Below are 20,269 nucleotides of genomic sequence, written 5' to 3' on the forward strand. Positions count from 1 at the left end.
GACCATGAAAATCGCATTGATCGGAATTACCGGCCGCGTCGGTTCGCGCGTGGCAGACGAATTGCTCAAGCGTGGCCACCAGGTGACGGGCATCGCCCGCAACCTGGGCGACGTCAATCCGCAGCCCGGCCTGACCATCCAGCAGGGCGACGCCACCGACCCGCAAGGCCTGACCCCGCTGCTCAAGGGCCATGACGCCGTGGTCAGCGCCTCGCGTTTCGTGTCGGCCGATGCCAAGCCGCTGCTGGCCGCCGTGAAAGACGCCGGCGTGCCGCGTTTGCTGGTGGTGGGCGGCGCAGGCAGCCTGCAAGTGGCACCCGGCAAGATGCTGATCGACACCCCCGAATTCCCCGACGCCTACAAGCCCGAGGCTCGCGCCGGCGTCGTGTTCCTGGATGCGCTGCGCCAGGAAAAAGTACTGAACTGGACGTTCCTGTCGCCGTCCGCGCTGTTCGAACCCGGCGAGCGCACCGGCACGTTCCGCCTCGGCGACGACACGCTGCTGGCCGACGATGACGGCAAGAGCTGGATCTCGATGGAAGACTACGCCATCGCCCTGGCCGACGAAATCGAAACGCCCAAGCACTCGCGCCGCCGCTTTACCGTGGGCTACTGACCCGGGCAAGCGATTTCGGCGGCAACGTCGCCAGTGTTGTTTGCGCGCGATAGGCGCCGCCCTGCCGCCCCCTTGTGCCCCAAGGGGGCGCGTCCATTTGTGGCATTGCCGTACTGCCCGTAGGGTCGAATGCCCCGTTTTTATTTGTAAACTGGCAGACCGCCACCAGGCGTCACGACCCGAGTAGTTGTATGAGCACGAAGTTCAAATCGCTGGCCCTCTGTATGCTGCTGGCCTGTGGCTGCCTGGCGGTTGCGCCGGCGCAGGCGGCCGCGCCGCAGTCGAACAAGGACATCGTGGTGGCGTTCTTTCGCATGATGTTCCAGGACCGCGAGATCGACGAGGCGGTGCGCCTGTACGTGGCCAAGAACAACTACACGCAGCACAACCCCTACATGCGTGACGGCGTCGAACCCATGGTGGACTTCTTCCCCCATTATTTCGAACAGCATCCGCAGGCCACGGTCGACATCAAGCGCGTGATCGCCGAAGGCGATCTCGTCGTCATCCACAACCTGTGGAAAGAATCGCCCGAAGACCGCGGCCAGGCCGTGGTGGACATCTTCCGCGTCGAAAACGGCAAGATCGTCGAGCACTGGGACATCAGCCAGGAAATCCCGGAAAACCCCGCCAACAAGAACGGCATGTTCTAGTTTTCACAGGCCACCCATGTCCGCCATCGAACCCGTCGACCTGCCCCGCGCCTATCTGCTGCTGAACCACGGCCCCACGGTGCTGGTCACCAGCGCGCATGGCGATGCGCGCAACGTCATGGCCGCCGCCTGGGCCATGCCGCTGGATTTCAGCCCGCCCAAGATGCTGGTGGTGGTGGACAAGAACACCTACACGCGCAAGCTGATCGAAGCGTCGGGCGAGTTCGCGTTGTGCATTCCGTCGCGCGCCCAGGCGCAGGCGACCTTGCAGGTGGGGTCGCATTCCGGTGCCGACGCCGACAAGTTCCAGGCCGCGGGCCTGTCTACCTTTGCCGCCAGCAAGATCGGTGCGCCGCTGATCGAAGGCTGCCTGGGCTGGCTGGAATGCAAGGTCGTGCCCGAGCCCCACAACCAGCAGGCCTACGACCTGTTCATCGGCGAAGTCGTGGCCGCCTGGGCCGCGCCCGATGTGTTTTCGGGCAACCGCTGGCATTTCAACGATGACGCGCGCCGGTCCGTGCATTACCTGGCGGGCGGGTCGTTCTTCGCCACCGGCGAAGCGTTCTCCGTGTCCGATCCGGAATAGCCCGCCATGCGCCGCGTCTACCTGGCCGGTTTCGACGTGTTCCTGCCTGATGCCGTGGCGCACGGCCAGCGGCTCAAGGCGCTGGTGGCCACGTATGGGTTCGAAGGCCTGTACCCGCTGGATAACGTGCCCCCGCCCGGCCTGGCCGGCGCGCCGCTGGCGCAATGGATCTATCGCGCCAACGTGGCGATGATCCGCCGGGCCGACCTGGTCATGGCGAACCTGAATCCCTTTCGCGGCGCCGAGCCCGATTCCGGCACGGCCTTCGAGGTCGGCTACGCGATTGCCTGCGGCAAGCCGGTATGGGGCTATACCTCGCAGGCCGGCAGCCTGCTGGACCAAACCGCCGTGGGCGTGGCTGCCGACGACGCCTCACGCGCCGTGGACGCGCAAGGGTTCACGGTCGAGGATTTCGGCATGAACCTGAATCTGATGCTGGCGTGCAGCGCGCACATCGTGGTGGGCGACGCCGCCGATTGTCTGGCGCGCATGGCGCGGGCGTAATCCGGAAAGAGCCCGGGCCAACCGCGGTTCGGGGTGACAAGGCAGCCTGCCTGGCGTCAGGCCTGTGCCTTGGCGCCGCGCACGCGCTTGCTCGCGGTCTTGCCCGCCGGCCTGGCCGGGACAGCCGCTTGCGGCGTGCCCAGGTAACCCATCACCGCATCCACCACCGCCTGTTCCAGCTGCGCCGGGGTGAAGCCGGCCGGCGGTTCCAGCGCGGCCGCATGCACCAGCGATTCGATGATGCGCAGCACCACGTAGGTGGCCAGTTCGCGGTCTTGCTGTGCGATCTCGGCGCGGTGCAGTTCCAGCAGGTGGCGCATGCGCCGATGGATGTCCTGGTCGGCGCGGCTGTGGTCGCGCGGCTGGTCGAACAGGGGGAATTCGCGTTCCAGCACACGGTGCAGCGCGGGTTCGAGCAGGTGCGCATGCAGCGAGGCGCCGACGATGGCCGCGACGCGCTCGCGCAGGGTGGCCGCCGGGTTGCCCAGCAGCGCCTGGTCGATGAGATCCAGCATCTGATTGTCGTGGCGGTCGTGCAGCGCGGCGATCAGCGCATTCTTGTTGGGAAAGTACTGATACAGCGAACCGACGCTGACGCCCGCCGTCTCGGCGATCCGGTTGGTGTTGGTGCCGGCGTAGCCATGTTCGGCCAGAACGCGAGCTGTCGCTTGCAGAATGGTCTCGACCGTCTGCTGCGACCGCTGCTGGCGCGGCGATTTACGGGGCTGCGGGATGGTGGTCATGGAATCCGGGGAACGCGAGTTTCAAACCTGAGCGTTGGCTCATAAAATTTCTGACAGGCAGATTGAGTCCGACCTGTACTGGCGGATTATGCCATCGCCGATTCCGGCGGCCAGGCATCTTGCTGCACTTCTCACTTTCCAGGAATGACTATGTCGAATTCATCGACGGCCGGGGCCATGCCCGCGGCCGGCGGGGCCGCGCGTCCCGTTTTCATGCAGATACTGCCGCTGGCGCTGGCTGTCTTCGTCGGCTTTTTCATGGTGGGCCTGCCGATGCCGGTGCTGCCGCTGTACGTGGACGGCGTGCTGGCGCAAGGCGCGCTGATGGTGGGCGTGGTGGCCGGCATGCAGTTCGCGGCGGCGCTGCTGTCGCGCGCTTATTCCGGGTCGCTGGCGGACCGCCGCGGCGCCAAGCTCGCGGTGGTGGTGGGCTTTCTGCTGGGCTCGCTCGCGGGCCTGTTCTATCTGCTGGCCGATGGCCTGGCGCCACAGCAGCCCCAGGCGGCGTTGGCTGCCTTGATGGCGGGTCGCGCCATCATGGGGTTCGGCGAAAGCCTGATCGTGACGGGCGCGCTGAGCTGGGGCGTGGGGCGCGTGGGGCCGCAGAACGCGGGTCGGGTGATGGCCTGGGTGGGCGTGGCGATCTACGCCGCGTTCGGCCTGGGGGCGCCGGCCGGCATGCGCCTGTTCGGCGCGGCGGGTTTCGGCGGCATTGCCTGGGCAACGGTGCTGATTCCCGTGGCGGCGCTGGCGCTGGTATTGCCGCAGCGCGGCGTGCGTGCGGCGGGCGGCGTGCGCACGCCGTTCTACCGGGTGCTGGGGCTGGTGCTGCTGCCCGGCCTGGGCCTGGCGCTGACGAGCGTGGGCTTCGGGGTGATCACGGCATTCGTCAGCCTGCTGTTCGCCGAACGGGGCTGGGACGGCGCGGCGTGGATGTTCACGCTGTTTGGCGGCGGCTTTATCCTGGCGCGGGTGTTTTTCGCCGGCTTGCCGGACAAGCTGGGCGGCGCACGGGTGGCGCTGGTGTGCGTGCTGATCGAGGCGGTGGGCCAGTGGCTGATCTGGACGAGCGCGACTCCGGTCTGGGCGTTTGCGGGCGCGTTGCTCAGCGGCGCGGGCTATTCGCTGGCCTTCCCGGCGTTCGGGGTGGAAGCGGTGCGGCGGGTGCCGGCGGCAAGCCGTGGCGCGGCGATGGGGGCGTACGTGGCGTTCCTGGACGTGGCGCTGGGCATCGCGAGTCCGCTGGCGGGCTGGCTGGCCGGCCACCAGGGCTACGGTGCGGTCTATGCGATGGGGGGCGCGTGCGCGCTGGGCGCGGTGGCGGTGGCGATGGCGTTGCGGGGCCGGGTGGCGGCCGCGTAGGGGCGAGCGTTTGACGTCGACGCGTCGCTGGCGCATCCCTTGGTACGTATCTGACGGCGCCCGCTTGTGCGGGCGCCGTTTTTTGTCAGACCGTGGCGGCCATTTCCAGGACCTGGTCGTCGATGTTTTCGGCCTGGCCGTCGCGCAGGCGTTGCAGGTGGTCGGCGAGTTCGGCGATGGTCAGGGCAACCAGGCCATGCTGGGCGGCGTAACGTTCGAGGGCGGCGCCGCGCATCATGGTGCCGTCGGCGTTCATGAGTTCGCACAGCACGCCGGCGGGCCGCAGGCCGGCCAGGGTGGCGAGGTCGACGGACCCTTCGGTGTGGCCGCGGCGGGTGAGAACGCCGCCGGCCTGGGCGCGCAGGGGGAAGACGTGTCCGGGGCTGACGATGTCTTCGCTTTGGGCGGTGGGCGAGATGGCGGCGCGGATGGTGGTGACGCGGTCGACGGCGGATACGCCGGTGCTGACGCCTTCACGGGCTTCGATGGAAACGGTGAAGGCAGTGGCGAAGCGGCTCTGGTTGCGCTGGACCATGGGGGCCAGCTCAAGGCGGTCCAGGACTTCGCCGGGCAGGCAGAGGCAGACGATGCCGCTGCCGTCGCGGATGAGCTGGGCCATGACGGGCACGGTGAGCTTGTCGGCGGCGACGATGAGGTCAGCTTCGTTTTCGCGGTCGAAGTCATCCATGAGAATGACGGGACGGCCCAGGCGCAGGTGATGCAGGGCGCGTTGCAGGCGCACGGCGAAGGGCTGGGAAGCCAGGCTGGGGATGGGGGACTGCTGGGTGACGATGGTGTTGGACATTGAAACGCTCTCGCGGAATAAGTGGGCGAAAAACGTTTCAGGGCTATTCGACAGCCGAACGCAAAGCCGCTGGCCAGGCGCTTGGCGGCCCGGGCAGCTGGTTATGTGACGGCACATCTTCTCTCATCCGGACTATGACCGTCGGCTCTGGCATCTCACCAGATCTGCTGACCCCGGTGTCCTGGTGGACGCCGGGCGCTCGCGGGCTTGCCACATTGCATGGCTTACCGCCGGTGGGGAATTGCACCCCGCCCTGAAGACGTACTGCTTGTCGTGTTTTTCACGACTTTTTGATTTTACGCCTGTCTTCGAAGGGGGGAAGAATATGCTTATTGCGGGTGTGGGTTTTGTGCTGGCGGGGGTGGTGTTCTTATGACGCCCGGGGCGGCGGGGCCTTGGGGTGCGCGGGGCTACGATTGCGGTCCGGAGCCTTCGCTCCGGACTTGGCTAGGCGCCCCCCCCCGTCCTCATCTCGTCACCGCCTTCGGCGGTTCCTTCGGATTCCGTCGGGCGCATCTACACGCCCCGCGCACCCCAAGGCCCCGCCGCCCCGGGCTCGAGCGGTTTCAGCCTGGAGGTTGTTCGGGGGGGCTTGGCGTTCTAGCCAAGGGCTGGTGGGGGTGGAGGATCTTGCGGGATAGGCTGCCGTCCTTGGGGGGGCGGCAGCGTGGTGGTGTTCCCGGGGCCGGATTTATTCCGTGGCTTGCGGTGCGGCTTCTTGCTCGGCTTCTTTCTTTTTCTTTTTCTTGGGCAGGGCCAGCATCGTGCCGCGGCACGGGGGGGTGCCGCACAGGCAGCGGTAGCCTTGCTTGAGGGCCTTGGTGATGCGGCCGTCCAGGACCAGGCCGTAGTCGTAGGACAGTTCGGTGCCGCGCGGGATGTCGTTCAGGGCGACGATGTAGACGCGTTTGCCGTGCTTGCCTTCCTGGGCTTCGCAGTTGGGCTCGCAGGAGTGGTTGATCCAGCGGGCGTCGTTGCCTTCGTCGCCGCCGTCGATGACGCGGCCGGAGCTGAGGGCGAAGAAGAAGGTGTGGAAGGGATCGTCGGGGTTGGTGGGGTGGCGACGGTCGGCTTCTTTGGCGCTGATGCGGGCGCCGCCGTATTCGATGATGCGGGTGCCTGCGGGAATCTTGCGGGCGGCGAAGACGCCGTTGCCGTGCAGCTTGGAGCGGCGCACGACGTGCCAGGGCTTGATGGGGGTGTCTTCGGTGGTCATTGGCGGCGGGTGGGCGGTGAGACGAAACAGAATTATATCGGCGTGCTTATGACGGGATGACAGGCGTATAGTGAGCGCCGCCTTGTTTCTTACCGATACGCACCATGATTGTCCGTCCGCGTCCTTCCGCGCTGGCTCTGTTCTTTGTTTTGCGCGGCTCCATCATTCCCCGCATCTTCAGCCGGATTCTCGTCATCACGCTGCTGTCGTGCGTGGTGGTGTGGATGTATCACCGGCAATGGTTTTCGCCGACGCATCTGTCGGCGGTGCCGTTTTCGCTGTTCGGGCTGGCGTTGTCGGTGTTCATGGGGTTTCGCAACAACGTCTGCTATGACCGCTGGTGGGAAGCGCGCAAGCAGTGGGGCGACCTGATCGTGCAGGCGCGCAGCCTGGCGCGCGAAAGCGCGGTGCTGCTGGCGGCGAGCACGGCCAATCCGTTGCAGGAAAGGCTGGTGCGGCGCTGTATCGGGTTTGGCTATGCGTTGGCGGCGCGGTTGCGCGATGAAGACATGGTGGCGGCGGCGCAGCCCTGGGTGCAGCAGGACGAGCTGGAGACGCTGGCCGGCTGCCGCAATGTGCCGGACGCGCTGCTGATGGCGATCAACCGCGACCTGGCGGCCTGTCTGCGGCGCGGGGAACTGAGCGACATTCTTTACCAGGGGCTGACGCAGCGGGTGGCACAGTGCGCGGCGATCCAGGCGGCTTGCGAGCGGATCAAGTTCACGCCCTCGCCGTTTGCGTATTCGTTGCTGCTGCATCGCACGGCGTGGCTGTTCTGTCTGCTGCTGCCGTTCGGGCTGGTGGGCACGCTGGAATACCTGATGCCGGTGGCGGTGACGATCATTGCGTATACGTTCTTCGGGCTGGACGCGCTGGGCGACGAGCTGGAAGACCCGTTCGGGCTGGAGGAAAACGACCTGCCGCTGTCGGCGCTGGCCCGGGTGATCGAGACGGACCTGCTGGAAGGGCTGGGCGTGCGGCCGCTGCCCGAGCCGGTCAAGCCGGTGGATTACGTGCTGCGCTAAGGATTTGTTCCGGGCATGCGGGTGTTCGGCGGACGGCCTGCCCGGTTCGGCGGCGCCTGTTCAGGTGGCCGGTCCGGTCAAGGGCAGCATGGTTTCCTTCAGGCGTCGCAATACGAAGCAGGATTTGCTGTGGCGGATGCCGGGAATGCGGTAGAGCTGTTCGCGTAGCAGCCGTTCGTAGTCGCGGGTGTCGCGCACGGCGATGCGGATGTAGTAGTCGTAGTCGCCGGAGACCAGGAAGGCTTCGAGCACTTCGGGGATCTGGGCGAGCGCCCGGCCGAATTCATAGAGCGTTTCTTCGCTGTGGCTTTCCAGGGTGACGTGGACGATGACGGTGTCCATGAAGCCCAGGCTGGCCGGGTCGATGTCGACCGTGTAGCCGCGGATGACGCCGGCGGCTTCCATTCTTTTGATCCGATTCCAGCACGGGGTGGACGACAGGCCGACGGCGGCGCCGATGTCGTTCAGGCTGGCGCGGGCGTTCTCTTGCAGCACCCGCAGAATCGCCAAATCAAACTTGTCCAGGTTCATTTTCTTCATTCCCTCCGATTTGAAGACAAATTTACTGCGTTTGGCGGCAATTCGTGGAAAAGAAGATAAAAATTCTTCGGACTTGCCCCTAAGATGGATAGCATGAACGATCGCCTGCACCCCTCCGCCGTCACCGCGCTTGCCGCCCCTGAACTGCCCCCTGCCAACGGGGCCAAGATTCTGCTCGATACGCTGATTGCGCACGGGGTGGATACCGTCTTCGGTTATCCGGGCGGGGCCGTGCTGCCGCTGTACGACGCCCTGTACGCCGAGCCGCGCCTGCGCCACGTGTTGGTGCGCCACGAGCAGGCAGCCGTGCATGCCGCCGAGGGCTACGCCCGCAGCACCGGCCGTACCGGGGTGGTGTTCGTGACATCCGGCCCCGGCATGGCCAACACCACGTCCGGCTTGCTGGATGCCATGTGCGATTCGATCCCGGTGCTGTGCATCAGCGGCCAGGTCACCACGGCGGCCATCGGCACCGACGCCTTCCAGGAATGCGACGCCATCGGCATCTCGCGGTCAGTCACCAAATGGAATACGCAGGTGCGCGCGGTGGACGACGTGGCGGCCGTTACCGCCCGCGCCTTCGAACTGACGCGCCAGGGCCGGCCCGGTCCGGTGCTGCTCGATTTTCCTAAAGACGTGCAGTTGGCCGTGCCGCGCGATGCCGACGATGACTCGTATGCGCCGTCGCAGCAGAAGCTGGCCGCGCTGCGCGCCCGGCGCCAGGCGGGCAAGCTGGCGGCCAAGCTGCCGCAATCGGCCGTGCGCCGCGCAGCCGCGCTGATCGCCCAGGCCAAGCGGCCGATCTTCTACGGCGGCGGCGGCCTGGTGAATGCCGGCCCCGAGGCCTGCGCGGCGTTCACCGAGCTGGTGCGCGCCAGCGGTGCGCCCTGCACGCTGACGCTGATGGGCCTGGGGGCGTTTCCGGCGTCCGATCCGCAGTTTGTCGGCATGCTGGGCATGCACGGCACGGTGGAAGCCAACCTGGCCATGCACAATTCCGATCTGGTGGTGTGCATCGGCGCCCGCTTTGACGACCGCATCACGGGCAAGCTGTCCGAATTCTGCCCGCATGCGCGCAAGATCCACATCGACATCGATCCGGCATCCATCAACAAGGTGGTGCGGGTGGACGTGGCGCTGGTGGGCGATTGCCTGCCGCTGGTGCGCGCGCTGCACGCCGAACTGGGCGACACGCCGCTGGATCCGGCCCGGCTGGCGCCCTGGTGGGCGCGGGTGCAGACCTGGCGCGCCCAGGACTGCCTGGGTTATACGCCGGCCGCCGACGCGATCCTGCCACAGCACCTGATGTCGCGCTTGAATTCTGCGCTGGCGGACCGCGATGCGATCGTGTCCACCGACGTCGGCCAGCACCAGATGTGGGCGGCCCAGTACCTGCGCTTTGATAAGCCCAACCGCTGGCTCACGTCCGGCGGCGCGGGCACCATGGGCTACGGCGTGCCGGCCGCGATCGGCGCGCAGATCGCGCATCCCGACAAGACGGTGGTGTGCGTCAGCGGCGACGCCTCGGTGCTGATGAACATCCAGGAACTGTCCACGGCCATGCAGCACCAGGCGCCCGTCAAGGTCGTGCTGTGCAACAACGGCTATATGGGCATGGTGCGCCAGTGGCAGGAGCTGATCCACGGCGGCCGCTACAGCCACAGCTACAACGCGTCGCTGCCCGATTTCGTGGCGCTGGCGCGGGCGTTCGGCTGGGGGGCGGCCCGGGTGGACGACCCGGCCAAGCTGGACGCCGCGCTGGCCGAGTGCCTGGCGCATGACGGCCCCTACTTCCTGGACGTGGCGGTCACCGCCCAGGAAAACTGCTTCCCCATGATGCCCGCCGGCCACGGCCACCAGAAGATGATGCTGGCCGAAGGCGTCTGGTACCAAGAGGAGGGTTGACCCCCACGCCGCACGCGCTTTGCGCGCTTGCTGCCCCCCAAGCAACTGTGTTTCCAGTCAAGCAGCCTGAAGGTGCAATTGGCTGTTCCATGGTTGCTGGGAGCGGGCCATGGCGTTCAGGATTCGTAGCAGCTTGTGCGAGCAAGCGACCAGAGCGACCTTCTTGGGTTTGCCGGCCGCCAGCAGACGATCGTAGAACGCCTTAATAACGGGGTTGAACCTCACCGCGCTGAGCATGGCCATATGCAGCGTGCAACGCACTATGCTGCGTCCGCCCCATATGTGGCGTTTGCCCCGTGACTTGCCTGAATCGTGGTTCAACGGTGCTAGGCCGGCCAGCTTGGCCGCTCGGGCCCCACTGATCGTTCCCAGCTCAGGCATAAATGCCAACAAGGTGGCGCAGGTCGTAATTCCGACCCCTTTTATCGCTTCAAAGCGCTTGGTCTGATCTTTGAAGTGGGTGTCCAGGTGCCCATTGATATCCTTATCCAGCTTGGATATCTGGGCATCGAGTGTCTTAATGACTGCTCGGATGCTGTCTTTAAGAACTCGGACCGCCCCGGTTAGGCGGTTCTTCTCGGCAGTGCGCATGACCATCAATTGTGCGCGACGCGTCACGAGCGCCTGCAACACCTCGACCTGCTCATCCGGTGGAGCAAACTGCACACCGACCTGGTCTGCCTTGCCAGCCAAGGTCTGGGCATAGTGCGCCAAGGCCACGGCATCAATCGCATCGGTCTTAGCCAAATGGCCCAGGCTACGCGCAAACTCGCGTGCCGCCCGCGGGTTGGCCACCGCGACCGGTAGACCATGCTGAAGCAGGTAGCACGCCAATGCTCGCTCCAGCCCCCCAGTCGCTTCGACCACGATCAGGCCAATGCGCTTGCCCTTGATCGCCTCACAAAAGGCACTGAACCCGGCTTCGTCATTGCTCGCCTCATGGGTACCCCTCACTCCATGCAAGCTCCAGACGAAATCCTTCTGGGCCATATCCACGCCTACAAAATCTACGACTTCGGTGCTGTCTTGGCTAACCATCGCGTCTGTCATGTCCCATCCTTGCAACATTCGAACTTGTCTTCGGGTAACTGTTCGGGCTTAGTGACAAACACGGCGGACTGTACGCCCCAATGCTCGGGGACGAGCTCTAGGCTCAAAGGGGGAACGGGCTGTACAGGGCCGGTCAAACGAACTTCATACCCAACACGTCAAAGCATACAAGGGGGCTGCCCGGCCTTCGGGCGGCCGGGCGGCCGGGCGACTGTTCTAGCGCGCCGCTGAAAAAATTGCTCGCGACGTGCGGTGCTCGGCGCGCCTTTCAAAACTGTATCGACAGCCCGCCGTCCACCACCAACACATGGCCGTTGACGTACGACGCGGCCTTTGAGGCCAGGAAGACTGCCGCCCCGGCGATTTCTTCGGGTTCGCCCCAGCGGCCGGTGGGGTTGCGCGCCGCGACGCGGGGGCCGAAATCGGGGTCGGCCACCATGGCGGCATTGGTTTCGGTGGCGAAGGTGCCCGGCGCGATGGCGTTGCTGGTGATGCCGCGGCCGCCGAATTCCGCCGCCAGCGCCCGCACCAGGCCTGTCAGGCCCTGCTTGGCCGCCGGATAGACGGCGTCGCCGGCCCGGGCCAGTTCCCCTACGACCGAGGTGATGGCGATCAGGCGACCGCTGCCCTGGCGCACCATGCGTTCGGCGGCCAGCTTGGCCAGCAGGATGCCGGCCACCAGGTCGGTGTCGATCAATTCGCGGATCTCGGCGGCGCTGGTGTCGGCCAGCGTCTTGCGGTTGCGCGCGCCCACGTTGTTCACCAGGATATCCAGGCGGCCGTGCTCGCGGTCGATGCGTTCGAACGCCTGCGCCATGGCCGCGTCGTTGCTGACGTCGAACACCAGCGGGTGGGCATCCAGGCCGTCGGCGCGCAGCCCGGCCACGGTGGCGTCCACCGCCTGGGCATTGCGGCCGTTGATCAGCACGCGTGCGCCGCTGCCGGCCAGCGCGCGGGCGATGCACAGGCCCAGTCCGCGGGCTGAACCGGTCACCAGCGCGACCTGGCCGCTCAGGTCGAATTGTTTCAGGTAGGGCAAGGCAGTCGTCATGGGGGCGGCTCCGTTCATTCGCGGAACTCCGGCGCCCAGTGCAGCAGCCGCCGTTCCAGCCAGGTTACGCAATACACCAGCGCGATGCCGACGATGGACAGCAGCGTGACGGCCGCGAACATGTCGGTGGCGTTCAGGGTCGCCAGCGCGGTGATCATCAAATAGCCCATGCCGGTGGTCGAGCCGACGAATTCGGCCAGCACCACGCCGATGAGCGCGAAGCTGATGGCGTTGGGCAGCGCCGCGAAGGTCCAGGCCGCCGCGGTGGGAATGCGCACGCGCCACAGGATCTGGCGCGGCGATCCGCCCAGCGTGCGACAGAAGTCGACCAGCTCGCGTTCGACGCTGCGTCCGCCCTTGTAGGTGTTGAAGAACACCAGGAAGAACACCACGAACCACGACGTCACCACCTTGGACGCCAGGCCCAGGCCGAAGAACATGGTGATCAGCGGTACGAAGGCAATGCGCGGCATCGAGTTGAACGCCACGATGAAGGGGTTGAAGACATCCGCCAGAAAGCGGCTGCGGCTGAGCGTCATGCCGACGATGAAGCCGCTGCCCACGCCCACCACCAGCCCCACCAGCGTGGCCTGCAGCGTCAGCCACAGGTGCGGCCAGACCGAGCGCGGGCCGGGTTGCAGCCATTCCCAGAGCCGCACGGCCACGCGCGACGGCTGGCTGATGAAGAACGGGTCGAACAGGGTGTTCTGCGTGAACCAGGGAATACGCGTCAGCGTTTCCCACGACCCGAGGATGACGGCAAGAATCAGCACCTGCCACAGCGTGATGCGCACGCGCCGCGCGGCGCTGGCGCGGCGGTCCAGCCGCAGCTGGTCCTGCAGGGAATCGGCGATAGGGGTAGCGTTCATAAAAGACCTAGGCGGCGGCGCGGAACTGCTGGCCCAGCACGCTCCAGAGGCTTTGCACGTGAGTGACGAACTGCGGCGTTTCGCGCACGGTGAAGACGTCGCGCGGATGCGGAATGCGGATGCGCTCGTCCAGCAGCACGCGGCTGGGCGGGCCGGACAGCACCACCACCCGGTCCGACAGCAAAATGGCTTCGTCCAGGTCGTGCGTGACCAGCACCACGGTCTGGCCCAGCTTGCGCCAGATTTCCATCAGCTCGCGGTGCAGGTGGGTCTTGGTGTGCGTATCCAGGGCGCCAAAGGGCTCGTCCAACAGCAGGATGCGCGGTTCCACCGCCAGGCTCATCAACAGCGCCACGCGGCGCCGCATGCCGCCCGACAGCTGGTGCGGAAAGGCGTCGGCAAAGGCCGTCAGGTGGCCCAGCTCAAGCAGTTCGGCCACGCGGCTGGCGATGCGGGCCGGCGGCACGCCCTGGAACTTCAGCCCCAGGGCCACGTTCTTTTTCACGCTGAACCACGGCAGCAGCGTGTCTTTCTGAAAGATGTAGCCCAGCGCCGGCGGCACCTGGCCGTCGACCACGCGGCCGTCGACCCGGATCTGGCCGGTGGTGGGCGGCAGAAAGCCGGCAATCATGTTGAGCAGCGTGCTCTTGCCGCAGCCGGACGGGCCGACGATGGACACGAACTCGCCCGCCGCGATGTCCAGGCTGACCTCGCCCACCGCGTGGGTCGTGCCCTGGCGCGACTGGTAGGCCTTGCCGACCCTGTCCAGCGCAATCATCAAAGCCCCCGCGCCTTGCGCACGAAGCGCATGTCGACGCACTTGGCGTAGGGCACGGTCTTGATTTCGTCGTTCGAGAACTGGCGGCCGTCGCCCATGATGGCCGTCATGCGGTCATAGGCGTCCTGGGTGATCAGGTTGTCCTTGAGAAACACCGTCTCCTGGTACACGCCCAGCGTCTTCTCGATGGCGGCGCGCGGAAACGCGCTCAGGTAGTCGTCGTAGATGGCGTCGGCCACCGCGGCGGCGCTGTTGCCCGAGATGAAGTCCTGCGCTTTGACCAGTGCGGTGACGAAGGCCTGCACGGTTTCCGGGCGCTTCTGGATGGTGTCCTGCAGCGTCAGCGCGGCAATGCCGGGTACGTCGCCGCCCATGAATTCATTCCACGAGCTTTCGGTGGTGGCATCGAAGATGGGCACGCCCCAGCCTTCCTGGCGGGCCTGCTCCATCATCGACATGGTGGCCATGCTGGCCGACACCGACCCGGTCTTCAGGGCGCCCAGCATGGTGGCCAGGTCGCCCAGGGGGCGGATGTCGACCTTGTCGGCCACGCCGGCCTTCTGCATCAGGTACAGCGCCATCAGCCAGGTGCTGGACTGCGGCTGGGTCGCGCCCACGCGCTTGCCGGCCAGGTCTTTCAACGACTTGATCTTGCCGCTGTCGAAGTCTTCGCGGCGCACGATGACGTTGGCATAGGTGAGCTTGCGGTCAAAACCGAACACCAGCGTGGCGGGCTTGCCGGCCAGCGTCAGCGCGGGCGCGGCCGTGGCGGCGGTGGCGCCGAACGCGATCTGGCCGGCGGCCAGCAACTGGTTGGTGCGCGGGCCGCTCTGCGAGTTCAGGTACTCGACTTCCAGGCCGGCATCGCCGAAATAGCCCTTCTTGAGCGCCACGTAGCCCGCGGCAAAGAACGGGTCGATGCTGCCCTGGCCATAGACGACGCGGCCCAGCTTGGGCTGGGCAAAGGCCACGCGGCCATCGAGCAGGCTGACGCCGGCAAGCGCGCCGGCAGCGGCCAGCACACGGCGGCGGGTGGTGAAGTCAGGGCGATTGCGCATGTCATCCTCGGCGTTGATTGGGTTGCAGCTGTTTGGCGAAACAATACCGCAGCGGTTCCGGTCCAACAATGGAAAACGCCCGGTCGCCCGGGCGTTTGCAAAGCGCCGCACGCGGCAAGCGTGCGGTGCGTCGGGGCCTAGGCCGCCGTCTTCTTGGGGGCGGCCTTCTTCACCGCTTTCTTGACGGCGGTCTTGGCGGCCGTCTTGGTCGCGGTCTTGGTTGCGGCCTTTTTCACGGCCGCCTTCTTGGCCGGGGCCTTCTTCGCGGCGGTCTTGGTCGCTGTCTTGGTGGCCGTCTTCGTCGCCGTCTTGGCCGGCGCACGGCCACGGCCGGGTTTCTCCGGACGCGGTTCGAACTCGAAGCCGATCTTGCCGTCGGGCTGGCGCACCAGGAAAGCCTTGAACTTGCGGTTGGTGCGGCTGGACACGAAGCCGTCGAGCAGGTCGGTGCGGCCGTCGGTCAGCAGCTTTTCCATCTGCTCGCGCGAGATTTCCTGCTGCAGGATGACCTTGCCCGACCGGAAGTCGCAGCTTTTTTCAGGGCCGACCGATTTCTCGCAGACATAGCTCATGCCGTGCTCGAACACCCGCGACTGGCACTTGGGGCAGTTGCCCACCGGCGTGTGGCCCGAGAAGTCCACCGCTTCGTTGTCGTCTTCGTCGTTCTGGCCGAAGTCGAATTCCAGCTTGAATTCATCGCTGATGCGCAGGATGGCGGCGAACGGCCGGCCCATCTTGCTGATGAAGCCTTGCAGCGGACCGATTTCGCGCTTGGCCAGCAATTCCTCGACTTCCGGAATCTCAAACGTGCGTCCGCCCGGGTGCTTGCCGATCGAGAAGTCGCAGTTGGTGCAGGCGTAACGGCGGTAGTTTTCCTTGACCACGTTGCCGCACTTGGGGCACGGCGTCTGCAGCGTGGCGTAGTCGCCGGGCACCGTGTCGCGCTCGTATTCCTTGGCGCGCTTGACGATCACCTGGGTCATCTGGGCGATCTCGCGCATGAAGGCCTGGCGGTCCAGCGCGCCCTGCTCGATCTGCTTGAGCTTGTGTTCCCATTCGCCGGTCAGTTCGGGCGAGGTCAGTTCCGACACGTCCAGGCCCGACAGCAGCGTCATCAGCTGGCGCGCCTTGGCGGTGGGCACCAGGTCGCGGCCTTCGCGGCGCAGGTAGACCTCGTTGAGCAGGCCTTCGATGATGGCGGCGCGGGTGGCCGGCGTACCCAGGCCGCGCTCGGACATGGCCTCGCGCAGTTCCTCGTCGTCCACCAGCTTGCCGGCCCCTTCCATGGCCGACAGCAGCGTGCCTTCGTTAAAGCGCGCCGGCGGCTTGGTGGTCAGGCCCACGGCTTCGACGTCTTCGGTGCGCACGGTCTCGCCGTCGCCCACCGGCACCAGGTTGGCATCTTCGCCCTGGGCTTCCTTGCCGTAGACGGCCAGCCAACCCGGGTTGACCAGCACCTTGCCGTCCGTGCGGAAGCGGTGGCCCTGCACTTCGGTCAGGCGGGTCGTGACGCGGTATTCGGCCGCGGGGAAGAACACGGCCAGAAAGCGCTTGAGCACCAGGTCGTACAGCTTGGCCTCGGCTTCGCTCAGGTCGTGCGGGATTTGCAGCGTGGGGATGATGGCAAAGTGATCCGACACCTTCTTGTTGTCGAAGATGCGGCGGTTCGGCTTGACCCAGTGCTGGCTGACCACGGTTTCGGCGTGGCGCGACAGGCCGCCCACGGCGTTCGAGCCGCCCTTGGCCAGCGCCCGCATGGTTTCCTGCACCGTGGAGATGTAGTCCTCGGGCAGGTAGCGCGAATCGGTACGCGGGTAGGTCAGCGCCTTGTGGCGTTCGTACAGGGTCTGGGCCAGCGCCAGCGTGGTCTTGGCCGAAAAGCCGAAGCGGCCGTTGGCCTCGCGCTGCAGCGACGTCAGGTCGTACAGGGCCGGCGACATCTGGGTCGACGGCTTGGATTCTTCGGTGACGCTGCCCGGCTGGTCGCGGCAGGCGGCCACCACGCTCTGGGCGGCGGCTTGCGACCACAGGCGCGATTCGCGCTTTTCAGGGTCGCGGTCGTCTTTCTTGAAATCCGGGTCGATCCAGCGGCCTTCGTACAGGCCGGCGGCCGCCACGAAGGTGGCGCGCACTTCCCAGTAGTCGCGCGGAACGAAGCGGCGGATGCGCTCTTCGCGTTCGGCCACGATCGCCAGCGTGGGGGTCTGCACCCGGCCCACCGGCGTCTTGAAAAAGCCCCCGTCCTTGCTGTTGAAGGCGGTCATGGCGCGCGTGCCGTTGATGCCCACCAGCCAGTCGGCCTCGGCGCGCGAACGTGCGGCGGCTTCCAGCGGCTTGAGCTGGCTGTCGTCGCGCAGGTTGGCAAAGGCCTCGCGGATGGCGGCTTGCGTCATCGATTGCAGCCACAGACGCTGGATCGGCTTGTTCACGCCGGCGTACTGAATGATGTAGCGGAAGATCAGTTCGCCTTCGCGTCCCGCGTCACAGGCGTTGATGATCGCATCCACGTCCTTGCGCTTGGCCAGGCGAACCAGCAGCTTCAGGCGTTCGGCCGATTTCTTGTCGGTCGGACCCAATTCGAATTCAGGCGGAATCACGGGCAGGTGCGTGAAGCTCCACTTTCCCTTGACCGGATCGTTGGGCGCGACCAGGCTCAGCAAATGGCCTATGCTGGACGCGAGTACGTAACGTTCGCTTTCAAAATAGTCGCCCTCGCGCGCAAAGCCTCCCAAGGCGCGTGATATATCAAGGGCCACCGAGGGCTTCTCGGCAATAATCAGCGTTTTATTCATGTGTATCCAGTGGCGGTAGTCCCGCCTTAGTAGCGCGGATAATAAGATCGGAGATTCGCCAGATGCAAGTCGGCACTGAAAGACAAGCGGGATCCGAACTGCACGCTTGGCGTCAATTCCTGGCGCGAAGCACGCTGTGGCTAGGCGTTTTGCTGCTTGGCAGCGCGGCGGTTTGCTGGGTCGCGGCCAACTGGCAAGACATGACAAAAGTGCAGCGCTTTGCTGGCGTGCAGGGCCTTTTGGCCGTCAGCGCGCTGGGTGCGGCCTGGGCCGGACTGCGTCTGCGCGGCAAGCCGGGCGTGCGCCGCAGCATTCCCGGCGCGCTGCTGGCCTTGGCCGGCATGCTGCTCGGCGCCCTGCTCGCGTTATTAGGCCAAACTTACCAGACTGGCGCCGATACCTGGGAACTGTTCGCCTGGTGGGCGGTCCTGCTGCTGCCCTGGGCGCTGGCGGCGGCCAGTCAGGCCGTCTGGCTGCTGTGGGCGCTGGTCATGAACGTGGCGCTGGTCCTGTGGCTGGGCGAACGCGCCTTCAACGGGTGGCTGATCCTGGGCGGGCCGGGCCCGATCAGCCTGTTCATCGCGGGGTTGAACCTGCTCATGCTGCTGGGCTGGGAAATCGCCGCCCGCCGCTGGCGCGCCAGCACGCTCGTCGGGCCGCGGGTCCTGGCCGCGGTGGTGATCGGCGTGCTGGTCTCGGCGCGGATGGTCGGCGATTTCATCTTCGGCGGTTCCAACACCACCAACGGCATCGCCTGGCTGGCCGTCACGCTGGGCCTGGGCTTCTACTATCAGCGCGGTCGGCGCGACCTGGTCATCCTGGCCATGCTGGCCGCCGGCGTCATCTGCGTGACACTGCCGATCGTGGGCGAATGGCTGATGCGCCTGGAACCCGGCGTCTGGGCGGCCCTGCCCCTGGCGGCGCTGCTGATCGCCGAAGCCGTCTTGGCGGCCCGCTGGCTGCGCGGCCTGGCCGCCCAGTCGCCACAAGCTGCCGTGGCGCCCGCGGACGCCGAGCCTGCCGCCGCCTCGGCCGGTAACGCGGTCGACCCCGCCGAGGCGGGCGAACCCGTCGCCCAGGTGACCCCGCCCGCCGTGCCGCATACCGAACCGGCCTGGTATGTGCAGTGTCTGCTGGGCCTGAGCGCCTGGCTGGCGACGCTGCTGTTGCTGGTGTTCGTGGCGTTCTCCGGCATCATCAACTCAGAGGAAGGCGCACTGATCGCCGGGCTGGTGCTGTGCGCGGCCGGCGTGGCGGTGCTGCGCAGCGACGCCGGGCCGTTCTGGCGCCAGTGCGGCACGGCCATGGCCTTTGCCGGGCAGATCCTCATCATCTACGGCATGTCCAGCTCGGCCTCGTTCGTCAATGCGTGCCTGTTCGTGATGCTGCTGGCCACCGCTGTCTACGTGCTGGGCCCGGACGTGATCCTGCGCTTTCTCAGCGGCCTGCTCATCGCCATGGCCGGCGCCGGCCTGATCTGGCGCGGTCTGGCGCCTGAACTGATACGCCGCGACATGCTGGACGCCCTGCTGGACTTCGACATGGCGCATGCCGCCTTCGTCTGGCTGCCCATCGCGGTGACCGGCGCCTGGGCCACGGCGGTGCTCCTGACCGTCAGCCATCGCCTGGGCGGAAAGCGCAGCCACGCGCTGCAACCGCTGGCCTGGGCCTTCCTGCTGTCGGTGCAAGGGATGGTCTGGCTGGCCAGTGGCCTGTCGGTGCTGCAACTGCCGGCCATGTGGCAGGTCAATGCGCCGACCGCGGTGCTGGTGTGCGCGGGCGCGCTGCTGCCCGCGGCCGCGGCCCTGGCGGTGCTGTGGCCGCGCCGCCGCGTGCTCACGGCCGGCGTGACCGTTGGCGTGCCCATCGCCCTGCTGCTGCTGGCGCTGTTCTGGCTGCCCAGCCCGGGCGTGGGTTTCGCGCTGGCCTGGCTGTTGCTGGGTTTTGGCCTGAACCAGCCGCGGGTGGCGCTGTTCGGGGTGCTGAGCCTGCTGGCCTATCTGGGTATCTACTATTACCAGCTGGACGTGCCGCTCTTGCAAAAGGCCCTGTGGCTGGGCGGCGCGGCGGTGCTGCTGTTCGTGCTGCGCGGCCTGGTGTGGCTGGTGCCGCGCCTGATGCGTACCCAGGCGCCGTCTCACCGCGCGCCCCTGCCGCCCGTGTCCGGCGCCCTGCGCTGGCGCACGCTGGCCATCCTGGGGGGCCTGGCCCTGGTGCTGGTGGTGGCCAACGGCGGCATCTGGCAGCGTGAAAAGCTGCTGGCCACCGGCAAGGTCGTGATCCTGGAGCTGGCCCCGGTCGACCCCCGCTCCCTGATGCAGGGTGACTACATGGCGCTCAATTTCGCCGCCGGCCGCGAGGTCACCCGGCTGCGTCTGGGCGGCGAGCGCAAGGACGACGATTCGGTCATGGGCGTCGAGCCCGACGGCTACGTGATGTTGACCGCCGATGCGCGCGGCGTGTCGCAGGCCGTGCGCATCCAGCCCGACGCGAGCCCGCACGCCAACAACGAAGTGCCGCTGCGTTACCGCTTGCGCGACAACGGCGTACGCATCGTCACCAACGCCTACTTCTTCCCCGAAGGCCAGGCCGAACGCTACCAGGTCGCCAGGTTCGGCGAACTGCGCGTGGCGGAAAACGGTGAAGCGCTGCTGGTGCGAATGCTGGGAGAAGACCTGCAGCCGCTGTGACCGCGACCCAGCCGCCCGACATGCGT

The 20,269-nt window shown here is 66.7% G+C and carries 18 protein-coding genes and 1 riboswitch; of the genes, 8 read left to right on the plus strand and 10 right to left on the minus strand.

Annotation, left to right across the window (positions count from 1 at the left end; translation table 11 throughout):
- The first annotated feature begins 4 nt into the window (after positions 1–4).
- From ACUDP5_RS00270 to ACUDP5_RS00285, 4 genes are all read left to right on the plus strand, one after another.
- On the plus strand, positions 5–616 hold the full coding sequence (locus ACUDP5_RS00270; protein WP_263915683.1) for an NAD(P)-dependent oxidoreductase: 612 nt from the start codon (positions 5–7) through the stop codon (positions 614–616).
- 191 nt (positions 617–807) lie between these two features.
- Positions 808–1,269: a nuclear transport factor 2 family protein gene (locus tag ACUDP5_RS00275; RefSeq protein ID WP_445657899.1), complete on the plus strand. Its 462-nt coding sequence runs from the start codon at positions 808–810 to the stop codon at positions 1,267–1,269.
- Between the two features lie 16 nt (positions 1,270–1,285).
- The gene (locus tag ACUDP5_RS00280; protein WP_263915685.1) at positions 1,286–1,855 is read left to right on the plus strand and encodes a flavin reductase family protein; all 570 of its coding nucleotides are present in this window, start codon (positions 1,286–1,288) and stop codon (positions 1,853–1,855) included.
- Positions 1,856–1,861: 6 nt separating this feature from the next.
- The gene (locus tag ACUDP5_RS00285; protein WP_263915686.1) at positions 1,862–2,359 is read left to right on the plus strand and encodes a nucleoside 2-deoxyribosyltransferase; all 498 of its coding nucleotides are present in this window, start codon (positions 1,862–1,864) and stop codon (positions 2,357–2,359) included.
- Positions 2,360–2,415: 56 nt separating this feature from the next.
- Here ACUDP5_RS00285 and ACUDP5_RS00290 read toward each other — a convergent pair whose 3' ends face one another.
- A complete protein-coding gene (locus ACUDP5_RS00290; protein ID WP_263915687.1) occupies positions 2,416–3,102 on the minus strand; it encodes a TetR/AcrR family transcriptional regulator in 687 nt (228 codons plus the stop codon).
- Positions 3,103–3,252: 150 nt separating this feature from the next.
- On the opposite strand from ACUDP5_RS00290, the gene ACUDP5_RS00295 reads away from it, so the two are divergent.
- On the plus strand, positions 3,253–4,464 hold the full coding sequence (locus ACUDP5_RS00295; protein WP_445657900.1) for an arabinose transporter: 1,212 nt from the start codon (positions 3,253–3,255) through the stop codon (positions 4,462–4,464).
- Between the two features lie 85 nt (positions 4,465–4,549).
- Here ACUDP5_RS00295 and ribB read toward each other — a convergent pair whose 3' ends face one another.
- On the minus strand, positions 4,550–5,269 hold the full coding sequence (ribB, locus tag ACUDP5_RS00300) for a 3,4-dihydroxy-2-butanone-4-phosphate synthase (RefSeq protein ID WP_445657901.1): 720 nt from the start codon (positions 5,267–5,269) through the stop codon (positions 4,550–4,552).
- 111 nt (positions 5,270–5,380) lie between these two features.
- Positions 5,381–5,534, minus strand: a riboswitch (FMN riboswitch).
- Between the two features lie 426 nt (positions 5,535–5,960).
- Complete coding sequence (locus tag ACUDP5_RS00305) at positions 5,961–6,485, minus strand: SET domain-containing protein-lysine N-methyltransferase (RefSeq protein WP_263912714.1); 525 nt, start codon at positions 6,483–6,485, stop codon at positions 5,961–5,963.
- Between the two features lie 104 nt (positions 6,486–6,589).
- Here ACUDP5_RS00305 and ACUDP5_RS00310 point away from each other — a divergent pair, with 104 nt between their 5' ends.
- Positions 6,590–7,510, plus strand: coding sequence for a bestrophin family protein (locus ACUDP5_RS00310; protein WP_263912715.1), 921 nt, complete (start codon positions 6,590–6,592; stop codon positions 7,508–7,510).
- A gap of 60 nt (positions 7,511–7,570) precedes the next feature.
- On the opposite strand, the gene ACUDP5_RS00315 is transcribed toward ACUDP5_RS00310, so the two are convergent.
- Positions 7,571–8,041 (minus strand): Lrp/AsnC family transcriptional regulator, encoded by a 471-nt coding sequence (locus tag ACUDP5_RS00315; protein WP_025141110.1) that lies wholly within the window; start codon positions 8,039–8,041, stop codon positions 7,571–7,573.
- Positions 8,042–8,134: 93 nt separating this feature from the next.
- On the opposite strand from ACUDP5_RS00315, the gene ilvB reads away from it, so the two are divergent.
- Positions 8,135–9,955 (plus strand): biosynthetic-type acetolactate synthase large subunit, encoded by a 1,821-nt coding sequence (ilvB, locus tag ACUDP5_RS00320; RefSeq protein WP_445657902.1) that lies wholly within the window; start codon positions 8,135–8,137, stop codon positions 9,953–9,955.
- A 57-nt stretch (positions 9,956–10,012) separates the two neighbouring features.
- Here ilvB and ACUDP5_RS00325 read toward each other — a convergent pair whose 3' ends face one another.
- From ACUDP5_RS00325 to ACUDP5_RS00350, 6 genes are all read right to left on the minus strand, one after another.
- The gene (locus ACUDP5_RS00325; protein ID WP_263915840.1) at positions 10,013–11,005 is read right to left on the minus strand and encodes an IS110 family transposase; all 993 of its coding nucleotides are present in this window, start codon (positions 11,003–11,005) and stop codon (positions 10,013–10,015) included.
- A gap of 268 nt (positions 11,006–11,273) precedes the next feature.
- Positions 11,274–12,056, minus strand: a complete 783-nt coding sequence (locus ACUDP5_RS00330) for an SDR family oxidoreductase (RefSeq protein WP_445657903.1) — start codon at positions 12,054–12,056, stop codon at positions 11,274–11,276.
- A 14-nt stretch (positions 12,057–12,070) separates the two neighbouring features.
- Entirely contained in the window at positions 12,071–12,925 is an 855-nt protein-coding gene (locus ACUDP5_RS00335; RefSeq protein ID WP_025141107.1) for an ABC transporter permease, read from the minus strand.
- A 7-nt stretch (positions 12,926–12,932) separates the two neighbouring features.
- Positions 12,933–13,703: an ABC transporter ATP-binding protein gene (locus ACUDP5_RS00340; RefSeq protein ID WP_263912718.1), complete on the minus strand. Its 771-nt coding sequence runs from the start codon at positions 13,701–13,703 to the stop codon at positions 12,933–12,935.
- Positions 13,703–14,761 carry an ABC transporter substrate-binding protein gene (locus ACUDP5_RS00345; RefSeq protein WP_263912719.1) on the minus strand — a complete coding sequence of 353 codons (1,059 nt, stop codon included), beginning with the start codon at positions 14,759–14,761 and terminating at the stop codon, positions 13,703–13,705. Before ACUDP5_RS00345 ends, ACUDP5_RS00340 begins: the two co-directional genes overlap by 1 nt.
- Positions 14,762–14,898: 137 nt before the next feature.
- Positions 14,899–17,553 carry a DNA topoisomerase III gene (locus tag ACUDP5_RS00350; protein ID WP_445657904.1) on the minus strand — a complete coding sequence of 885 codons (2,655 nt, stop codon included), beginning with the start codon at positions 17,551–17,553 and terminating at the stop codon, positions 14,899–14,901.
- Between the two features lie 62 nt (positions 17,554–17,615).
- Between ACUDP5_RS00350 and ACUDP5_RS00355 the strand changes: the two genes are divergently transcribed.
- Positions 17,616–20,243, plus strand: a complete 2,628-nt coding sequence (locus tag ACUDP5_RS00355; protein WP_445657905.1) for a GDYXXLXY domain-containing protein — start codon at positions 17,616–17,618, stop codon at positions 20,241–20,243.
- The last annotated feature ends 26 nt before the right edge of the window (positions 20,244–20,269 follow it).

The sequence above is a fragment of the Achromobacter sp. NCFB-sbj8-Ac1-l genome (genome assembly GCF_052695805.1).

What these genes read in the sequence shown, in the direction of transcription:
- ACUDP5_RS00310 (WP_263912715.1), top strand. Translation starts at nt 6,590, where the DNA reads ATGATTGTCCGTCCGCGTCCTTCCGCGCTGGCTCTGTTCTTTGTTTTG.
- ACUDP5_RS00280 (WP_263915685.1), top strand. Translation starts at nt 1,286, where the DNA reads ATGTCCGCCATCGAACCCGTCGACCTGCCCCGCGCCTATCTGCTGCTG.
- ilvB (WP_445657902.1), top strand. Translation starts at nt 8,135, where the DNA reads ATGGATAGCATGAACGATCGCCTGCACCCCTCCGCCGTCACCGCGCTT.
- ACUDP5_RS00290 (WP_263915687.1), bottom strand. Translation starts at nt 3,102, where the DNA reads ATGACCACCATCCCGCAGCCCCGTAAATCGCCGCGCCAGCAGCGGTCG.
- ACUDP5_RS00305 (WP_263912714.1), bottom strand. Translation starts at nt 6,485, where the DNA reads ATGACCACCGAAGACACCCCCATCAAGCCCTGGCACGTCGTGCGCCGC.
- ribB (WP_445657901.1), bottom strand. Translation starts at nt 5,269, where the DNA reads ATGTCCAACACCATCGTCACCCAGCAGTCCCCCATCCCCAGCCTGGCT.
- ACUDP5_RS00345 (WP_263912719.1), bottom strand. Translation starts at nt 14,761, where the DNA reads ATGCGCAATCGCCCTGACTTCACCACCCGCCGCCGTGTGCTGGCCGCT.
- ACUDP5_RS00275 (WP_445657899.1), top strand. Translation starts at nt 808, where the DNA reads ATGAGCACGAAGTTCAAATCGCTGGCCCTCTGTATGCTGCTGGCCTGT.
- ACUDP5_RS00340 (WP_263912718.1), bottom strand. Translation starts at nt 13,703, where the DNA reads ATGATTGCGCTGGACAGGGTCGGCAAGGCCTACCAGTCGCGCCAGGGC.
- ACUDP5_RS00325 (WP_263915840.1), bottom strand. Translation starts at nt 11,005, where the DNA reads ATGACAGACGCGATGGTTAGCCAAGACAGCACCGAAGTCGTAGATTTT.
- ACUDP5_RS00285 (WP_263915686.1), top strand. Translation starts at nt 1,862, where the DNA reads ATGCGCCGCGTCTACCTGGCCGGTTTCGACGTGTTCCTGCCTGATGCC.
- ACUDP5_RS00270 (WP_263915683.1), top strand. Translation starts at nt 5, where the DNA reads ATGAAAATCGCATTGATCGGAATTACCGGCCGCGTCGGTTCGCGCGTG.
- ACUDP5_RS00350 (WP_445657904.1), bottom strand. Translation starts at nt 17,553, where the DNA reads ATGAATAAAACGCTGATTATTGCCGAGAAGCCCTCGGTGGCCCTTGAT.
- ACUDP5_RS00335 (WP_025141107.1), bottom strand. Translation starts at nt 12,925, where the DNA reads ATGAACGCTACCCCTATCGCCGATTCCCTGCAGGACCAGCTGCGGCTG.
- ACUDP5_RS00315 (WP_025141110.1), bottom strand. Translation starts at nt 8,041, where the DNA reads ATGAACCTGGACAAGTTTGATTTGGCGATTCTGCGGGTGCTGCAAGAG.
- ACUDP5_RS00295 (WP_445657900.1), top strand. Translation starts at nt 3,253, where the DNA reads ATGTCGAATTCATCGACGGCCGGGGCCATGCCCGCGGCCGGCGGGGCC.
- ACUDP5_RS00355 (WP_445657905.1), top strand. Translation starts at nt 17,616, where the DNA reads ATGCAAGTCGGCACTGAAAGACAAGCGGGATCCGAACTGCACGCTTGG.
- ACUDP5_RS00330 (WP_445657903.1), bottom strand. Translation starts at nt 12,056, where the DNA reads ATGACGACTGCCTTGCCCTACCTGAAACAATTCGACCTGAGCGGCCAG.